Source organism: Bradyrhizobium valentinum, assembly GCF_001440405.1.
In the GTDB taxonomy this organism is placed as follows: Bacteria; Pseudomonadota; Alphaproteobacteria; order Rhizobiales; family Xanthobacteraceae; genus Bradyrhizobium; species Bradyrhizobium valentinum.
The window spans coordinates 21,249-36,669 of record NZ_LLXX01000182.1 but is presented as its reverse complement, the minus strand read 5'-3'; the positions used below and the strand labels follow the sequence as shown (position 1 = coordinate 36,669).

Here is a 15,421-nt window from a genome sequence, read left to right as displayed (position 1 = left end):
CTTGGTCGCTCTAATGCCCGCCGAGATAGGCCGCGATCAGTTTCGGATCGTGGATCAGCGTGTCCGCCGGCCCGGACTGGATGATCTCGCCGGTCTCCAGCACATAGCCGAAATCTGCGGTCTCCAGCGCGGCCCGGGCGTTCTGCTCGACGAGAAGGACCGAAACGCCGAGGCTCCGCAGCGAGGCGATGGTGCGGAAGATTTCTCGGACGATGAGCGGCGCAAGGCCGAGGCTGGGTTCATCGAGCACGAGGAGTTTCGGCTTCGCCATCAGCGCGCGGCCCAGCGCCAGCATTTGCCGCTCGCCGCCCGACAGCGTGCCGGCGGCCTGCCTGCTGCGTTCTTTCAGCCGCGGGAAACGGTCGAACACATCGTCTAGGCTCTTCCGCGTGGTCGAGCGATCGCGCAGGCTGTAGGTGCCCAGCAACAGATTGTCGGCGACTGACATGTCGGCGAATAGCTCGCGCTTTTCGGGCACGAGGCAGAGACCGCGTTCGACGCGGCCCTCGACATCGATCCGCGCAAGATCGGTCCCCTGAAAGACCATGCGCCCCGTGGACTTCAGCAGCCCGATCGCCGCCATCAGGAGGGTCGTCTTGCCAGCGCCGTTCGGCCCGATCACGGTAACGATCTGCCCCTGCTCGACGGAAAGCGAGACGTTCCGCACAGCTTCCACCTTGCCGTAGGCGACCGACACATTCTCGATCGAGAACATCTGCGTCACGCGACACCTCCAAGGTAAGCCTCTTGGACGCGGGCGTCGCTACGTATCGCCGCCGGTTCGCCTTCGCAGAGTTTTGAGCCGAAATCGAGCACGACGATGCGGTCGACCAGCGACATCACGAACTCCATGTCGTGTTCGACGAGGAGAATGGTCAGGTGATCGGCGCGCAGCGACCGCAACAGTTCGGCAAGCCTGAGCTTTTCCTGGCGACGCAGGCCGGCCGCCGGCTCATCGAGCACGAGCAGCGTCGGATCGGCCGCGAGCGCGCGGGCGATCTCGAGCACGCGCTGATTACCGAGCGGCAGGTTGCCGGCGAGCTCGAACGGCTTGTCGCCGAGCCCGACCCGTTCGAGCTGCTGCAGCGCCTCGTAGCGCGCGCTGGCCTCTTCTGCCTGGTTGAGGCGCAGGGCGCCAGCGAGCAGGCCGGTACTGGTGCGCGAATAGGTGCCGAGCAGAACATTGTCGAGCAGCGTCATGCGCGGGCGCAGCTTGACGTGCTGGAAGGTGCGGGAGATCCCGGCGCGAGCGATGTGGAATTGCTGGTCGCGGGTAATCGACCGTCCCGCGAACGCGATCTCGCCGCTGTTGGCGCGCAGCGCGCCCGTGAGCAGGTTGAACATCGTGGTCTTGCCGGCGCCGTTCGGCCCGATCAGGCCGAGGATTTCGCCGGACTTCACGTCGAAGCTGACATTGTTGACGGCGACCAGGCCGCCAAATCGCCGCTGCGCCTCGCTCACTTTAAGAAGCAGCGTGCCTGGCGGCGGTTGCTCGCGGCGCGGCAACGGGGCCGCCGGTTGCGGGCGGGACAGCTTGAGGTCCGGGAGAAAACCTGCGAGGAACGGGACGATGCCCTGACGGGCCCGTTGCAGGAACAGAATGAACAACGCCGAGAACGCCACGATCTCAAGTTGGCCCGAGGCGCCCTTGGCGATCAGCGGCAGGTAGTCCTGCACGGAATTCTTCAGAAGCGTGACGATCGCAGCACCAACCACGCCGCCCAAAATGCTGCCGGCGCCGCCGACCATCGCCATCATCAGATATTCGATGCCCATGCCGGCTTCGAACGGCCCGGGACTGACGAAACGGCCGAGATGGGCATAGAGCCATCCGGATAGCGCGCCGAGGAAGGCGGCGATGACGAAGGTCACCAGCTTGATCTGGAACGCGCTGATGCCGAGGCTTTCGACCAGGGTATTGCCGCCGCGGAGCGCGCGCATCGCGCGGCCGATCCGCGAGTCGAGCAGGTTGTAGCAGACAAGCAGGACCGCCGCGACGATGGCCCAGATCAGGAAATAGATCTGCCGGCTCTCGACCAGGGCGACCGGGCCGATCGAGATCGGCGGAATTCCCGAGATGCCGTTGTGCTGACCGAGGCCATCGATATTGCCGAACAGGAACGCGATCGCCAGTCCCCAGGCGACCGTGCTCAGCGACAGGAAGTGGCCCTGCAGGCGCAGCGTCACGAAGCCCAGGATCGCGGCGATGCTGCAGGTCAGGATGACGGCGAGCACCAGTCCGAGCCACGGCGAGTAGCCGTTCAGTGCCGTCACCCACGCCGTCGCGTAAGCCGCGACGCCGACGAAGGCCGCCTGGCCGAACGATACGATGCCGCCGACCCCGGTCAGCAGCGCCAGCCCGATGGCCGCAAGCGCGTAGATGCCGATGTAGTTCAGCAATGTAATGCTGAACGGATTGAGCACGAAGGGAGCCGCCACCAGGCAGGCGATCGCCGCGGCAATGATGAGACGGATCTGCTGCGGTGTCATTCCTCGACTTCCTCTTCGGAATGCTGCGAGGCGAGCGAGCGCCAGAGCAGGATGGGGATCAGCAGCGAGAACACGATGACGTCCTTCAAGGTGCTGCTCTGGAACGAAGCGAAGCTCTCGATAATGCCGACGCCGAACGCGCCGAGCGCCGCGCCGGGATAGCTGGCCATGCCGCCCACGATGGCGCCGACGAAAGCTTTTAGGCCGAGCAGGAATCCGGAATCGTAGAAGATCGTGTTGACCGGAGCGATCAGGATGCCGGAGACGCCCGCCATCAGCGATCCCAGGAGATAGGCGACGGTTCCGGCGCGCGCGGGCCTGATGCCCATCAGCCGGGCGCCGGTCCGGTTCAGCGCGGTCGCGCGCAGCGCCTTGCCGATCAGCGTGAAGTCGAAGAACAGAAACAATAGGCCGCTGAACACCAGCGCCGCGGTGAGGATCAGCACCGTCTGTCCGGAAACGTGCACGCCGGCGATCTCGATCGCCATCGACGTCAGCGGTTCGGTCCGGACGCCTTCGGGGCCGAAGAACAACAGGCCAAGCCCGACTAGCGCGAAATGAAGCGCGACCGAGACGGTCAGCAACAGCAGAACCGAGGCATCCGCGATCGGGCGGAACACGATGCGGTCCAGGAGCGGCGAGATCGGCATGATCAAAAGCAGCGCCAGCACGATCCTGACCGGCATCGGCGGATTGAAGCGCATCGTCAGCCAGACGATCCCGACGACGATCAGGGGCAACACGAGATAGCCGAGGACGGCCTTCGGCACGGCGCGAAGCTCGCGAGCACGCGCCAGCGAGGCGACTTCCATCACGCAGGCCATGCATGCCAGCACGACAACCAGCCCCGCTGTGCCGGGAAGCTGTTTGGCATCGAGTGCTGCCAGCGTCAGCGCCGTGAAGGCGGCGATGTCGCCGAACGGAATGAAGATCACCCGTGTCACAGTGAAGATCAGCACGGTCCCGATCGCGACCAGGGCGTAGACCGCCCCGGTCGCTATTCCGTCGATCGCAAGGATCGCTGCGATGTCTGCCGTCATGCCCTCAGTCGTCCTTCCATGTTACCCTTTGGGTTCGCTCAGGGTTGGTAGGTCCAGGCGCCGTTGTTCAGGCGGACGATCACCAGCGCGCGCTCGTCGACGCCGTGATAGGCGCCGGCCTTGAAGTTGTAGACCGCGTGCACGCCCGATAGCTCCTTGGTGTTGAGGATCTCGTCGCGCAGCGACTTGCGGAATTCGGTGCTGCCGGGTTTCGCGGTCTTCAGCGCGCGCGCCGCGGCTGACGTGAAGATCATCCAGCCGTCGAAGGAGTAGGCCGAGAAGCCGTCCGTGGTCGGGAGGTTGTTGGCCTTCTGGAAGGCGGTGCGGAATTCGAGCGCGAGCTTCTTGGCGAAATGGCTGTCGGGAAGCTGCTCGGCCACGATGACCGGGCCGGCCGAAACCTGAATGCCTTCTGCGGACTTGCCGCCGACGCGCACGAAATCGGGATTGACCAGCGCGACCGTGCCGTAGGTCTTGCCCTTGAAGCCACGTTCGCCGAGCGCGAGCAGCGGCAGCGCGCCCTGCGTGCCCGATCCGCCGATCAGTACGGCATCGGGGCGCACCGCAAGGACCTTGAGGATCTGGCCTGTGACCGACGTATCGACGCGCGCATAGCGCTCATTGGTCAGTACCTTGATGCCGTCCTCGGCTTCCACCGCCTTGGCGCCGTTGTAGACGAGATCGCCCCAGGCGTCGGAGAAGCCGATATAGCCGATGTTCTTCATCGCATCGCGCTTCATGCGGTCGGCCACGACCTTGACCAGCAGCGAGGCCGGCTGCGGAACGGAAATGCCCCACTGGTCCGCCGGGTTGGGCTGTCCGATCACCGGGGAGACGGCGATCATTGGCACCTTCAGTTCGGTCGCGACCGCCATCATCGCGATGGTCGATGGGGCGGTTGCGGTGCCGATCAGGAGATCGACCTTCTCTTCCTCGATCAGCTTGCGCGCGTTGCGGGTTGCGGCCGAGGGATCGGAGCCGTCGTCGAGCTGGATCAGGCGGATTTTCTCACCGTTGACTTCGCTCTTGTATTCCATGGCGGCCTGGATGCCGCGCCCGTACGGGATGCCGATCGAGGAGCCGGGTCCACTGAGGGACGTTACGAATCCGACCGTAATGTCGGCCTGCGCGGTCGAGGCCGCCACGAGGCTGCCGATGAGTGCAGTCAAACTCAACATCTTGCGCATTGCATTCCCCTTGGTTGAAAACAGCCGCGACCTGAGCGAGATGTCAGCATGGATCGAGGTCGGACCAGCACGATCGATGCCGCAATTGCCGCCGAAAGCCCGCGCGGGCATGGTGCTCGCGTCCGCATGGAGTGATGAAATGAGCGCCACCAGAGCCGGTTCCGACGTCGAGCGCCGCTTTGTTACGACGCGTCTTGGGCGCATCCATGTCGCCATGGCGGGAACCGGTTTTCCCGTTCTCCTGCTGCATCAGACGCCGCGCTCGTGGGACGAATATCGCGACGTGCTGCCGCTGCTCGGCCGCGATTTCCGCGCGATCGCGATGGACACGCTCGGTTTTGGGGATTCCGATTCCCCCGCCGGCGATCCTTCGATCGAACTGTGGGCACAAGGGGCGTTCGCGCTGCTCGATGCGCTGGAGGAGCCGCGCGCCGCGATCGCCGGTCATCACACCGGCGCGGTGATCGCGGTCGAAATGGCCGCTTCGTCGCCTTCGCGGGTAAGCGCGCTGGTGCTCTCGGCCTGTCCCTTTGTCGATGCGGCGCGCCGGGCCAAACATGAGGGCATGCGCGTCATCGACGATGTGGAGGCACGTGCTGACGGCTCCCATCTGACCGAGCTCTGGGCGCGCCGGCAGCCGTTCTATCCCGCTGATGATATCGATTTGCTGCAGCGCTTCATGATCGATGCGCTGCGGGCCGGCGAGATGGCGGCGGAAGGCCATCGGGTGGTGAATCGCTATCGGATGGAAGACCGTCTGGGAAACATCCATTGTCCCACGCTGGTCATTGCTCCGACGGGCGATCCGCATGTTCATCCGGTGGCTCCAAAAGTCGCTGGAGCGATCGAGGGCGGTATCTTGCGCGAGCTATCAGGAGGCATGGTGCCGCTTCCCGATCAGATGCCGGAGGCCTTCGCCGGCCTCGTCCGCGACTTCGTCGCTGCGCAGGTGGCCAGGAGCTGAAACGGCAGATGCAACGCACGGCCCAATCGCGGCGAATGCGAATCTGCCTGGAGCCCGTGCTGTTCCAAGGTCGATAATCTCAGCCACGATTGATGAGCCTTTATCAACGCAACTACCAGTGCGACATGCGCCTGCACAGGCTCCGGTGCCTGCCAATTGTTTAAAGCCTAAAGTATTTGTCGGCGGAACGTCAATACGCCAGTTTCGCGCCCTGCGGAAAAGTTTGCGGCGGCGCGTGCGGCCGCGAAAGCTGAATTCGCCTGTGCAAAAGGGTGAGGCGCAATTTGCCTGTGCTTTCGGCAATGCGATCTTGTCGTGTGCAGCGGGGAGCGACGCGCGGTTCAATTGACGTCAAAATTATTTTGTGGTTGAAATATTTCGGTCGATGGAATGGCGTTACGCTTCGGCGCGCCCTCACTACGAACGGCTTGTGCGTGTCGTCAGCCTTCTGCGGAGGCTCAAAGATCGGCACGCTTCGCCTGTGAACAGGATGTCCGCTGTGCGCATCTTCTGGCAGAGCTTCGTCGACCGGGCTACGAGCGCGCCCTACATGGCGCGGCTTGCGGCCTATCTGAACGAGATCGCGGCGCCCGGCACCAGCGTCCACGTCGAGGGCATCACGCCGGCCGACCGCGACTTCGGTCGCCTCAGCGAATTCCGTTGTGCAATCCAGGCGGTCGATAACGGGCTCGCGGCTCAGGAGAACGGTTTCGACGCCTATGTCATGGGCCACTTCCAGGATCCCGGATTGTACGAACTGCGTTCGGCGCTTACGATTCCGGTGATCGGCGCCGGCGAGGCCACGCTGCTTGCGGCCTCGCAGCTCGGGCGACGCCTCGGCCTGGTCACACTCGATTCAGCGTTCGAGGTCTGGCATTACGAGCAGGCCGATCGTTACGGACTTTCCGGCCGCGTGGTGCACGTCACCGGCATGGGCTGCCGTCCCGAGGATTTCAGCGCCGCATTTGCAGGCGATACGACGGCGAGGGCGCGCATGCTGAGAGACTTTGCGGCCTGCGCGCAGCCGCTCGTCGATCGCGGCGCTGACGTCATCATTCCGGCCGGCGTGCTGCCGGGTCTGCTCATTGCGAGCGAGCACGGCTTCAAGATCGGTTATGCGCCGGTGGTGAACTGCGCGGCGGTTGCGCTGAAGAGCGCCGAGATGTGGGTGCAGTTGCAGCGCCTCAACGGCACTGAGCCGAGCCGGGGGCCGAGCTTCGCGCTGGCCAACGACCGAGCCCGCCAGGATTTCCGTGCGCTGGTGGCGCGCACGCAAGCCGACAAACCCTGAGGACAAGACATGCTGCAGCCAGACAAGATTCTGTATGAAGCCGAAGTGACGGCGACCGGCGGGCGCGACGGCAAGGCCGCGAGCGACGACGGTCTTTTGTCGGTGTCGCTGTCGCTGCCGAAATCGCTGGGCGGTCCTGGCGGGCCCGGAACCAATCCGGAACAGCTTTTTGCCGCCGGCTATGCGGCGTGCTTTCTCGGCGCAGTAAAACTCGTCGCACGCACGCGCAAGATCACGCCATCGGAGGAGCCGACTGTCACTGCCAAGGTCGGCATGGGGCCGGTCGCGGTTGGGTATGCACTCACCGTCGAACTCAAGGTTCAGCTTCCCGGCGTAGCGAAATCCGCCGCCGAGGAAGTCGTTGCCGGCGCTCACGAGCGCTGCCCTTATTCCAACGCAACGCGCGGCAATATCGACGTCAAATTGACCGTGCTCTGAACGGCCCACAGGAACCCGGCAGTCCGATGCAGAGCTCCATCCGAACACCTTATGACCGGGTCGTGATGGCGGTGCCGGTGACGATACCCTATGTGCGCTACTCGATCGAGAGCGCGCAGTGGTGGATCGGTCGCGCGCTGAAGGCGCTGGTGGATGGTGCCGGGATCATGCCGCGCGATATCGACGGGTTCTGTGTGTCGAGCTTCACGGCGGGGCTCGATAGCGGGATTGGTCTCACCCAGCATTTCGGCCTATGCGTGCGATGGATCGACACCATTCCGCTCGGGGGCGCGAGCGCCATTGCCGCGCTGCGCCGTGCCGCGCGTGCGGTGCAGGCGGGCGATGCCCGCATCGTGGCTTGCGTCGCCGGCGATACCAACCACGTCGATTCCTTCCGCGCTACGCTCGAAAGTTTCTCGCGCTTCAATCAGGATGCGGTCTATCCCTATGGGGCCGGCGGCGCCAATGCGAGCTTTGCGCTGATCGCGCGCAATTACATGCGGACGTTCGGCGCGCGGCGCGAGGACTTCGGCAAGATCGCTGTTACCCAGCGCAGCAACGCGCTGCGCAATCCCAATGCCTTGATGAAATCGCCGCTGACGATCGAGCAGTATATGTCGGCGCGGCCGATCGCCGACCCGATCCATCTGTTCGACTGTGTGATGCCGTGTGCCGGTGCGGAGGCGTTCCTCGTAATGAGCGAGGATGTCGCCGCATCGCTGAATCTGCCTGCGGCCAAAATTCTCGCCACGATCGAGCGCCACAATGCGTTCGGCGACGATCCCGTTCAGGTGCGGGGCGGATGGGCAATGGATATCGATGAGCTCTACGCGATGGCTGGCGTCAAGCCCGATGATCTCGATTTCGTCGAGACGTACGATGATTATCCCGTCATCTCGATGATGCAGTTCGAGGATCTTGGCTTCTGCCAGAAGGGCGAAGGGCCCGACTTCGTACGGCAGCATGATCTCACAATCGATGGCACGTTCCCGCACAACACCTCCGGCGGCCAGCTCTCGGTCGGGCAGGCGGGCGCTGGCGGCGCCTATCTCGGCGTGGTCGAGGCGCTGCGCCAGGTCCTCGGGCTGGCCGGTCCGACGCAGGTTAGGGATGCGCGCATCGGGTTGGCGTCGGGCTTTGGAATGATCAACTATGATCGCGGCCTCGCCTCGGGCGCGGCGATCCTCGCGGGACCAGGCGCATGATCGAACCGATCGTAAAGCCGCGCCGAAAGAATCCGCTAAAGCGGACGCGGCTGCCGACGTCGCCGCCACGCGCGCGCAGCCGCGCGTCGCACGGATTTACGCGGGCCGCCGCCGAAGGCCGCTTCATGCTGCAGCGCTGCGGCGCCTGCGGGACCTTCTGTTATCCGGCGCGGGATGCGTGCCCTACGTGTCTTTCCGCCGATCTCGTCTTTGCGGACGCGCCGCGGCGCAGCAAGCTGTTGTGCGAAACCACGCTGCACGTCCCGGCCGACGTGTACTTCCGCGAGCGCGCGCCATGGCGCGTCGGCCTGGTCGCGATGGAATGCGGGCCAAGGCTGGTGGCGCACCTGCATGCGGACTGCGAAGAGGGCGGTCCGGTCGTGATGTCGTTTCAACTGGACAAGAGCGGGCAGGCGGTAGCCTTCGCGCATCCCGAACGTGAGACCCCCAACATGACGGACGACAGGCAGTGGCGTGAGATGACGGCCGATCCGAAATTCCGGCGCGTTCTGGTGACGAACGGGCGGAGCATCGTTGGCCAGGAGACAGTGACCGCGCTGAAGGCAGCCGGCGCGTCGATCGTGTTCGTCGGCGTCGCCGAGCCGTGGAAGCCATTCCAGGGCGAGGATACGCTGCGGGCGATGGAGGGCGTCGAGATCGTACCGCTCGATATCGGTGACGAGAAGTCCGTCGCCGATCTGGCGGCCGATATCGGCGGCAAGGTCGATATCCTCGTCAACACCACCGAGCATGTTCGCGCCGGCGGGCTGCTCGATCGCCAAGGCACCAGCATCGTGCGCGACGAGATCGACCAGGCCTATCTCGGCTTCGTGCATCTGGCGCAGGCGTTCGGGCCGGCGATGCGGATGCGGGGATCTGACGGCGTCAACAGTGCGGCTGCCTGGGTCAATATCCTGTCGGTCTATGCGCTGGCGAACTGGCCGGTGTTCGGCGCGTATTCGGCGTCGCAGGCCGCCTGTCTTTCATTGTCCCACTCGCTTCGGGCGGAGCTTCGGCCCGGCGGCGTCAAGGTGGTGAACGTGTTTACGGGGCCACTCGACATCGAGTGGTTCCAGACGGTGCCGCCGCCGAAGGTCGCGCCCCGCGCGGTCGCGGCCGCGATCGTATCTGCACTCAAGCGCGGGCTCGAAGACGTGTTCGTGGGCGACGTCGCCGAGGACATTCGCCAGCGCCTTATCGCCAATCCCAAGGCGGTCGAGCGCGAGCTTGGGGCATAGGCGGGTTTGTTGAAAACGGGAGAGGTGCAATGGACAGCAATGGTCTCATGCAATTTGCCGGCGCAGTCGCATCCGGCGCAGTGCGCGTCGTCGATCTGACCTTCACGCTCAGCCCGGATTTCCCCGTCATTGTGCTGCCGCCCGAGTTTGGCCAGGCCGCGCCGGTGCGCATCCAGCAGATTTCGCGCTACGACGCGAGTGGTCCTGCCTGGTACTGGAACAACCTGACGTTCGGTGAGCATACCGGTACGCATTTCGACGCACCGATCCACTGGTTCACCGGCAAGGACCTGCCGAACAACGCGGTCGATACGCTGCCGGTGCGCGATATGATCGCGCCGGCCTGCGTCATCGATTGCTCGGCGCAGGCCGCGCAGGATGCGGATTTCCTTTTGACGATTCCGGTCATTGAGGCCTGGGAAAAAAACCACGGGCGGATTCCGGAACGGCACTGGGTGCTGCTGCGCACCGACTGGTCGAAGAAGGGCTGGCGCGACTACGCCAACCTGAAGGATGACGGCGCGCATACGCCCGGGCCGGATGCCGCCGTGATGCGCTGGCTCGTCGAGGAGCGCAGCGTTATCGGCTTCGGCACCGAAACGATCGGAACGGATGCCGGCCAAGCCGGTCATCTCGATCCGCCCTATCCGGCGCACCATTTCCTTCACGGTGGCGGACGTTACGGCCTGCAATGCCTGTGCAATCTCGATCAGCTTCCGCCGACCGGCGCAGTGATCTTCGCTGCGCCGCTCAAGATCCAGAATGGCTCCGGCAGTCCGCTGCGTGTGCTTGCGCTGGTACCAGGGCAAGGTTGAGCCTCTTCTCCCACATTGAGTGAGATCATGAAAAACAAGAAAGCCACATTGATCGGCGTCGCGCTCCTGCTCGGCGCCCTGGCGCCGGCGCGTGCCGACATCCTCGTCGGCTTCGTCACCGGCCTGAGCGGACCGGTGTCCTCGATCGGCGTGCCGAACGCCAAGGGATTGGCCGCGGGCCAGGCCTATGTCGGCGAGATCGATGGCGAGAAAGTCCGCGTCATCCAGCTCGATGACGGCTCGGACCCGGCTGCGTCGACACGCAACGCCCGCAAGCTGGTCGAGCAGGAAAAGGTCGACTTCCTGATCGGCACGTCAGGCGCACCACAGACGCTGGCGATGGCCACCGCGGCCATCGAGATGAAGGTGCCGATGGTGGCGGTCTCGCCGATCGCACCCGTGCCGGCCGGGGAGGGCGGGCCGTGGGTGGTGCAAACGCCGCAGCCGACGCCGCTTCTCGTTCAGGGTATCGTCGATCACATGAAGAACCGCAACGTGAAGACGGTGGCGTTCATCGGCTTCTCCGACGCCTTCGGCGACCTGATGTACAACTCGCTGCTGCAAAGCGCTGATCCGGCTGGCATCAAGGTGATCGCGAACGAACGCTATGCGCGCTCCGACAACTCAGTGACCGCGCAGCTGCTGCGCGCGATTTCCGCGCGCCCCGATGCGATCATGCTGGGCGGCACCGGAACGCCAGGCGCACTGCCAGTGATCGCGTTGGCCGAGCGTGGCTATAAGGGCCCGCTTTACGGCAACCACGGCATGATCAGCGCGGACTTCCTGCGGCTTGCCGGCAAATCCGCCGAGGGCATCATCTGTCCGACCGGGCCGGTGACGGCGGCCGAACAGCTTCCCGAGAGCAATCCGATCCGCAAGGTCGCGCTTGCGTTCCGCGCGGCCTATGAGAAGGCCAATGGCGAGGCGCCGGCCGACGCGTTTTCGCCCTATGCGTTCGATGGCTGGCTGGTATTCACGGATGCTGCCAAACGCGCAAAGGCATCCGGCGCGGCATCGGGAACGCCGGCGTTCCGCAACGCGCTGCGCGAGGCTTTGTTCACGACCAAGGATGTCGTCGGCGCGCACGGCATCTACACGTATACGCCGGCCGACCGTCATGGCGTCGACAGCCGCGCGCGCATCCTGGTTCAGATCGAAAACGGAAAATACAAGCTGCTGCCCTAGAGCCCGGTTCTGATTGCATCAGAACCAGCCTCTAGATCCTTTGTTTTGACGCGTTTTCTTGACGCGAACCGGTATCCACTTCGCTTGAAAACGCTCTAGAGCGCCGGCGCCCGCGGCTCAGGCGTGGCGCAGCTTCGCCTTGATCGCGCGCATGTCGATCGCGCGGTTGCCGGTGACGGAAGTGGCCGCAAGCGCCTTGATCTCGCCCCGGGCAAGCTTGCGCGTCGACGACAGCGGCAGTTCGTCGACGATGGCGATGTAGCCCGGCACCTTGTGATAGGCGAGCCGTTCGGCGCAGGTCTTGACGATCGAGGCCGCGAGCGCAGCGGCGTCATCGACCCCGGCGTTCGGCACGATGAAGGCAAAAACTTCCTCGCCGCGGATGTCGTCGGGAACGGGCGTCACCGCGCAGCCGCCGATGCGCGTATCCATGTAAAGCGCGCTTTCGACCTCGAGCACGCCGATATTCTCGCCGCTGCGCCGCACGATGGTCTTCTTGCGATCGAAGAAATAAAGAAGCCCGTCCTCATCGGCGAAGACGAGGTCTCCGGTGTGGAACCAGCCGTCCTGCCATGCCGCTTCGGTGGCTTCCTCGTCTTTTAGGTAACCGCTGAAGAATCCGGCGCGGGCATCTTTGCCTTTCGCGCGCACCAGCAATTCGCCGGGTTTGCCAGGCGCGACGCCGACGCCCTGATCGTCAACGAGGCGATACTCCATGCCTTCAGATGGCCGCCCGACGCAGCGTGCGCCAAACCCCGCCGGTTCGCGCGCGGTGGTTGTTGCCGCCGCACCTCCGGTCTCGGTCATGGCCCAGGCCTCGACGATCGGGATGCGGTAACGCTCCTCGAACGTGGCGCGGTGGCGGACGTCGACGCCGGGCGCGAAGGCGAAACGCACGCGATGCTGCCTTTCAACCTCGGTTACCGGCAGTTGAAGCAGAATGGCGGGGATAACGCCCAGGCAATGTACGACGGTGGCGCCACTGTCGGCCACGCACTGCCACCAGCGGTTGGCATGAAAGCGATCGAGCGGAACCACCGCGCCGCCGAGCACCATCATGCCGACCGCGCTGCAGCCGAGCGCGTTCATGTGAAACATCGGCAACGGCGTCAGGTTGATCTCGCGCTCCGGCTGCAGTTCGGCCACGCCACCCTGCGCGAGGTACCAGTCGGCGACCTGAAGGAAATAGCGGTTTGACAACATGCAGCCCTTCGGCTTGCCGGTGCTGCCTGAGGTGAACAGCAGCGCGCATTCGCCGTTGAAATCGGAATCTTGGGCGGCGACGTCCGCGTGGCATGGCGGGATTCGGCTGTCGGTATCGATCAGGCGGGCGCGCCTGAGCACGGCATCCTTGGTCATGTGAATGCGATCCGGCGTCGCCACCAGCAGCTCAGCCTGCGACAGCTCGAGCTGGAAGGACAATTCGTCGGAGCGAACATCGGGGTTGATCGGAACGATCGAAACCCCGAGGGCATTGAGCGCGAGCCAATGCAGGAAGAAGACCGGGCGATTTTCGAGCAGCAGGGCAACCCGCACCCCGCGTCCATAGCCTGCGGATGCGTATTCCGCGCGCAGCCGGTCAACCTCGCTCTTGAGCGCCCCGTAGGCGATGTTGAATCCCTCCGGCGCGTAGGGAAGTTGCGCGCTTGCAGGGGCGAGCAGGAACGGCGCGTCCGGCCGCCTTGCGGCCGTGGCCGCGAAGGCATCTGATGGCGATCGATACGGAGTGTCGAGGCTCATTGCGGACACAGCTCCTGTTCATGCCTCCAGCCGCCGCAAGGGATAGCAGCCGGAACCCGCGCGCAGCCCTTGCTGCGGTGGCAGCTTTCGTGAATACTTTAAGCCTAAACTATCTCCTCGGCCAAGTGCGATCTATCGCAGACCAGCCCGGCGAGCTTCAGGAGGCGTGTATGCAGATAGGTGAGAGCAGCGCGGCCAGGCACCGGCGGGGTACGCCGATCTGGTCGCAGGCGGCTGAACGTTTCCCGCCGGCGGACCGGGTTCTCCCGACTATTCTGACGCGGCAGGCCGCGCAATACCGCGATCGCACGCTGTTTGTCTTCGGCGAAACACGATGGAGCTATGCCGAGACGGCCGCGATCGCGGCGGCATCAGCCGGCCGTTTGATGCAGGCGGGAATCCGTGCCGGTGACCGCGTCGCGCTGATGTGCTCGAACCGGCCTGAGTTTTTGGAAGTCTATCTCGGCTGCGCCTGGATGGGCGCCGTGACCGTGCCGATCAACACGGCTCTGCGCGGCATCCAGCTCAGCCACATCCTGCGCAACTCCACGCCGAAGCTGCTGGTAATCGAGTCAGGCTTCATGCCGGCGATCGAAACGCTGGAACGCGACGTTACGCTGCCGGACATTATCTGGACGATCGGAGAGGGCGCGGCGTCTCCGGTCGAGCGGGAATCGATCTCGCCGCTGCCTGCGCTTGGCGAGGGAGCCTCGCCCGGGTCCGTGCGGCCGGACGACACGGTCGCGATCCTCTATACGTCGGGCACGACAGGTCCTGCCAAGGGCGTCTGCTGCCCGCAGGCGCAGATGTTCTGGTGGGGCGTCTATTCGGCGCGTGCGCTCGGTATCCTTGAGGGCGATGTCCTGTTCACGACACTCCCGCTATTCCACACCAATGCTCTGAACGCGTTCTATCAGGCGCTCCTCAACGGCTGCACCTACGTGCTCGAGCCGAAATTCTCTGCCTCCGGTTTCTGGGTGGCGGCGCGCCGGCATCAGGCAACGGTCAGCTATCTCCTTGGTGCGATGGCCGTGATGCTGCTGGCGCAGCCGCCGTCGGCGAACGACACCGCGCATTTTCTGCGCGTCGCGCTCGGCGGCGGAGTGCCCGGCCAGTTTCACGGTCCGTTTCTCGAGCGCTTCGGCGTGCCGTTGCTCGATGGTTACGGTTCGACCGAAACGAACTTCGTGTTTGCGAGCACGGTCCCGTCCGATAGTCCCGGCACCATGGGCCATCTCGTGGAGGGCGTGGAGGCCAGCATCGTCGGCCCCGACGACGCGCCTCTCCCTGACGGTGAGGCCGGCGAGCTGCTGCTACGCTCGCGCGAGCCGCTGGCATTCTCGACGGGCTATTTTGGAATGCCTGATAAGACGGCCGAAGCCTGGCGAGATCTCTGGTTTCACACCGGCGATCGGGTGGTGCGCGACGCAGACGGCCACTACCGCTTTGTCGACCGGATGAAGGATTCGATCCGGCGGCGCGGCGAGAATGTTTCATCCTGGGAGGTGGAGCAGGTGCTGCTGAAGCATCCGGCAATCGCTGCCTGCGCCGTCTATCCGCTGCCGTCCGAACTCGGCGAGGATGAAGTTGCGGCCGCCGTTCAACTCGAGCCCGGCCACGCGCTCGACCCCGTCGAGATCGTCAGGCATTGCGAGGGTAACATGGCCTATTTCGCGGTCCCGCGCTTTGTCCGGATCGTCGCCGAAATGCCGTTGACCGAGAACGGCAAGATCCGGAAGGTCGCGCTGCGCGAGGCCGGAAGGACAGCCGATGCATGGGACCGCGATGCCGCGGGATACAAGCTGCGCCGTTAGAACAAGGCGCGGGC

General features: G+C 64.7%; 13 protein-coding genes. 8 read left to right on the top strand and 5 right to left on the bottom strand.

The window, feature by feature from the left end; translation table 11 throughout:
- Positions 1 to 10 precede the first annotated feature (10 nt).
- From CP49_RS33375 to CP49_RS33360, 4 genes are read right to left on the bottom strand one after another with little or no spacing between them, the layout of a single operon-like run.
- The gene (locus tag CP49_RS33375; protein WP_420807669.1) at positions 11 to 715 is read right to left on the bottom strand and encodes an ABC transporter ATP-binding protein; all 705 of its coding nucleotides are present in this window, start codon (positions 713 to 715) and stop codon (positions 11 to 13) included.
- A 5-nt stretch (positions 716 to 720) separates the two neighbouring features.
- Positions 721 to 2,490 (bottom strand): branched-chain amino acid ABC transporter ATP-binding protein/permease, encoded by a 1,770-nt coding sequence (locus tag CP49_RS33370; RefSeq protein WP_057854374.1) that lies wholly within the window; start codon positions 2,488 to 2,490, stop codon positions 721 to 723.
- The gene (locus tag CP49_RS33365; protein ID WP_057854373.1) at positions 2,487 to 3,530 is read right to left on the bottom strand and encodes a branched-chain amino acid ABC transporter permease; all 1,044 of its coding nucleotides are present in this window, start codon (positions 3,528 to 3,530) and stop codon (positions 2,487 to 2,489) included. The genes CP49_RS33370 and CP49_RS33365 overlap by 4 nt, the downstream gene beginning before the upstream one ends.
- 38 nt (positions 3,531 to 3,568) lie before the next feature.
- Complete coding sequence (locus CP49_RS33360; protein WP_057854407.1) at positions 3,569 to 4,717, bottom strand: ABC transporter substrate-binding protein; 1,149 nt, start codon at positions 4,715 to 4,717, stop codon at positions 3,569 to 3,571.
- Between CP49_RS33360 and CP49_RS33355 the strand changes: the two genes are divergently transcribed.
- The 7 genes from CP49_RS33355 (at position 4,686) to CP49_RS33325 (ending at position 11,853) form a co-directional block, all read left to right on the top strand.
- Positions 4,686 to 5,681 carry an alpha/beta fold hydrolase gene (locus CP49_RS33355; RefSeq protein ID WP_197423309.1) on the top strand — a complete coding sequence of 332 codons (996 nt, stop codon included), beginning with the start codon at positions 4,686 to 4,688 and terminating at the stop codon, positions 5,679 to 5,681. The genes CP49_RS33360 and CP49_RS33355 overlap by 32 nt on opposite strands.
- Positions 5,682 to 6,180: 499 nt before the next feature.
- A complete protein-coding gene (locus CP49_RS33350; protein ID WP_057854405.1) occupies positions 6,181 to 6,972 on the top strand; it encodes an aspartate/glutamate racemase family protein in 792 nt (263 codons plus the stop codon).
- A 9-nt stretch (positions 6,973 to 6,981) separates the two neighbouring features.
- Positions 6,982 to 7,410, top strand: a complete 429-nt coding sequence (locus CP49_RS33345) for an organic hydroperoxide resistance protein (RefSeq protein WP_057854372.1) — start codon at positions 6,982 to 6,984, stop codon at positions 7,408 to 7,410.
- Between the two features lie 26 nt (positions 7,411 to 7,436).
- Positions 7,437 to 8,615, top strand: a complete 1,179-nt coding sequence (locus CP49_RS33340) for a thiolase family protein (RefSeq protein ID WP_057854371.1) — start codon at positions 7,437 to 7,439, stop codon at positions 8,613 to 8,615.
- Positions 8,612 to 9,853 (top strand): SDR family NAD(P)-dependent oxidoreductase, encoded by a 1,242-nt coding sequence (locus tag CP49_RS33335; RefSeq protein ID WP_057854370.1) that lies wholly within the window; start codon positions 8,612 to 8,614, stop codon positions 9,851 to 9,853. The genes CP49_RS33340 and CP49_RS33335 overlap by 4 nt, the downstream gene beginning before the upstream one ends.
- A gap of 29 nt (positions 9,854 to 9,882) precedes the next feature.
- Positions 9,883 to 10,668, top strand: coding sequence for a cyclase family protein (locus CP49_RS33330; RefSeq protein ID WP_057854369.1), 786 nt, complete (start codon positions 9,883 to 9,885; stop codon positions 10,666 to 10,668).
- A 27-nt stretch (positions 10,669 to 10,695) separates the two neighbouring features.
- Positions 10,696 to 11,853 (top strand): ABC transporter substrate-binding protein, encoded by a 1,158-nt coding sequence (locus CP49_RS33325; RefSeq protein ID WP_057854368.1) that lies wholly within the window; start codon positions 10,696 to 10,698, stop codon positions 11,851 to 11,853.
- Between the two features lie 117 nt (positions 11,854 to 11,970).
- Here the strand turns inward: CP49_RS33325 and CP49_RS33320 are convergent, their stop codons facing one another.
- The gene (locus tag CP49_RS33320) at positions 11,971 to 13,593 is read right to left on the bottom strand and encodes an AMP-binding protein (RefSeq protein WP_057854367.1); all 1,623 of its coding nucleotides are present in this window, start codon (positions 13,591 to 13,593) and stop codon (positions 11,971 to 11,973) included.
- 170 nt (positions 13,594 to 13,763) lie between these two features.
- Here CP49_RS33320 and CP49_RS33315 point away from each other — a divergent pair, with 170 nt between their 5' ends.
- Positions 13,764 to 15,407, top strand: a complete 1,644-nt coding sequence (locus CP49_RS33315; RefSeq protein ID WP_057854366.1) for an ATP-dependent acyl-CoA ligase — start codon at positions 13,764 to 13,766, stop codon at positions 15,405 to 15,407.
- Positions 15,408 to 15,421: the final 14 nt, after the last annotated feature.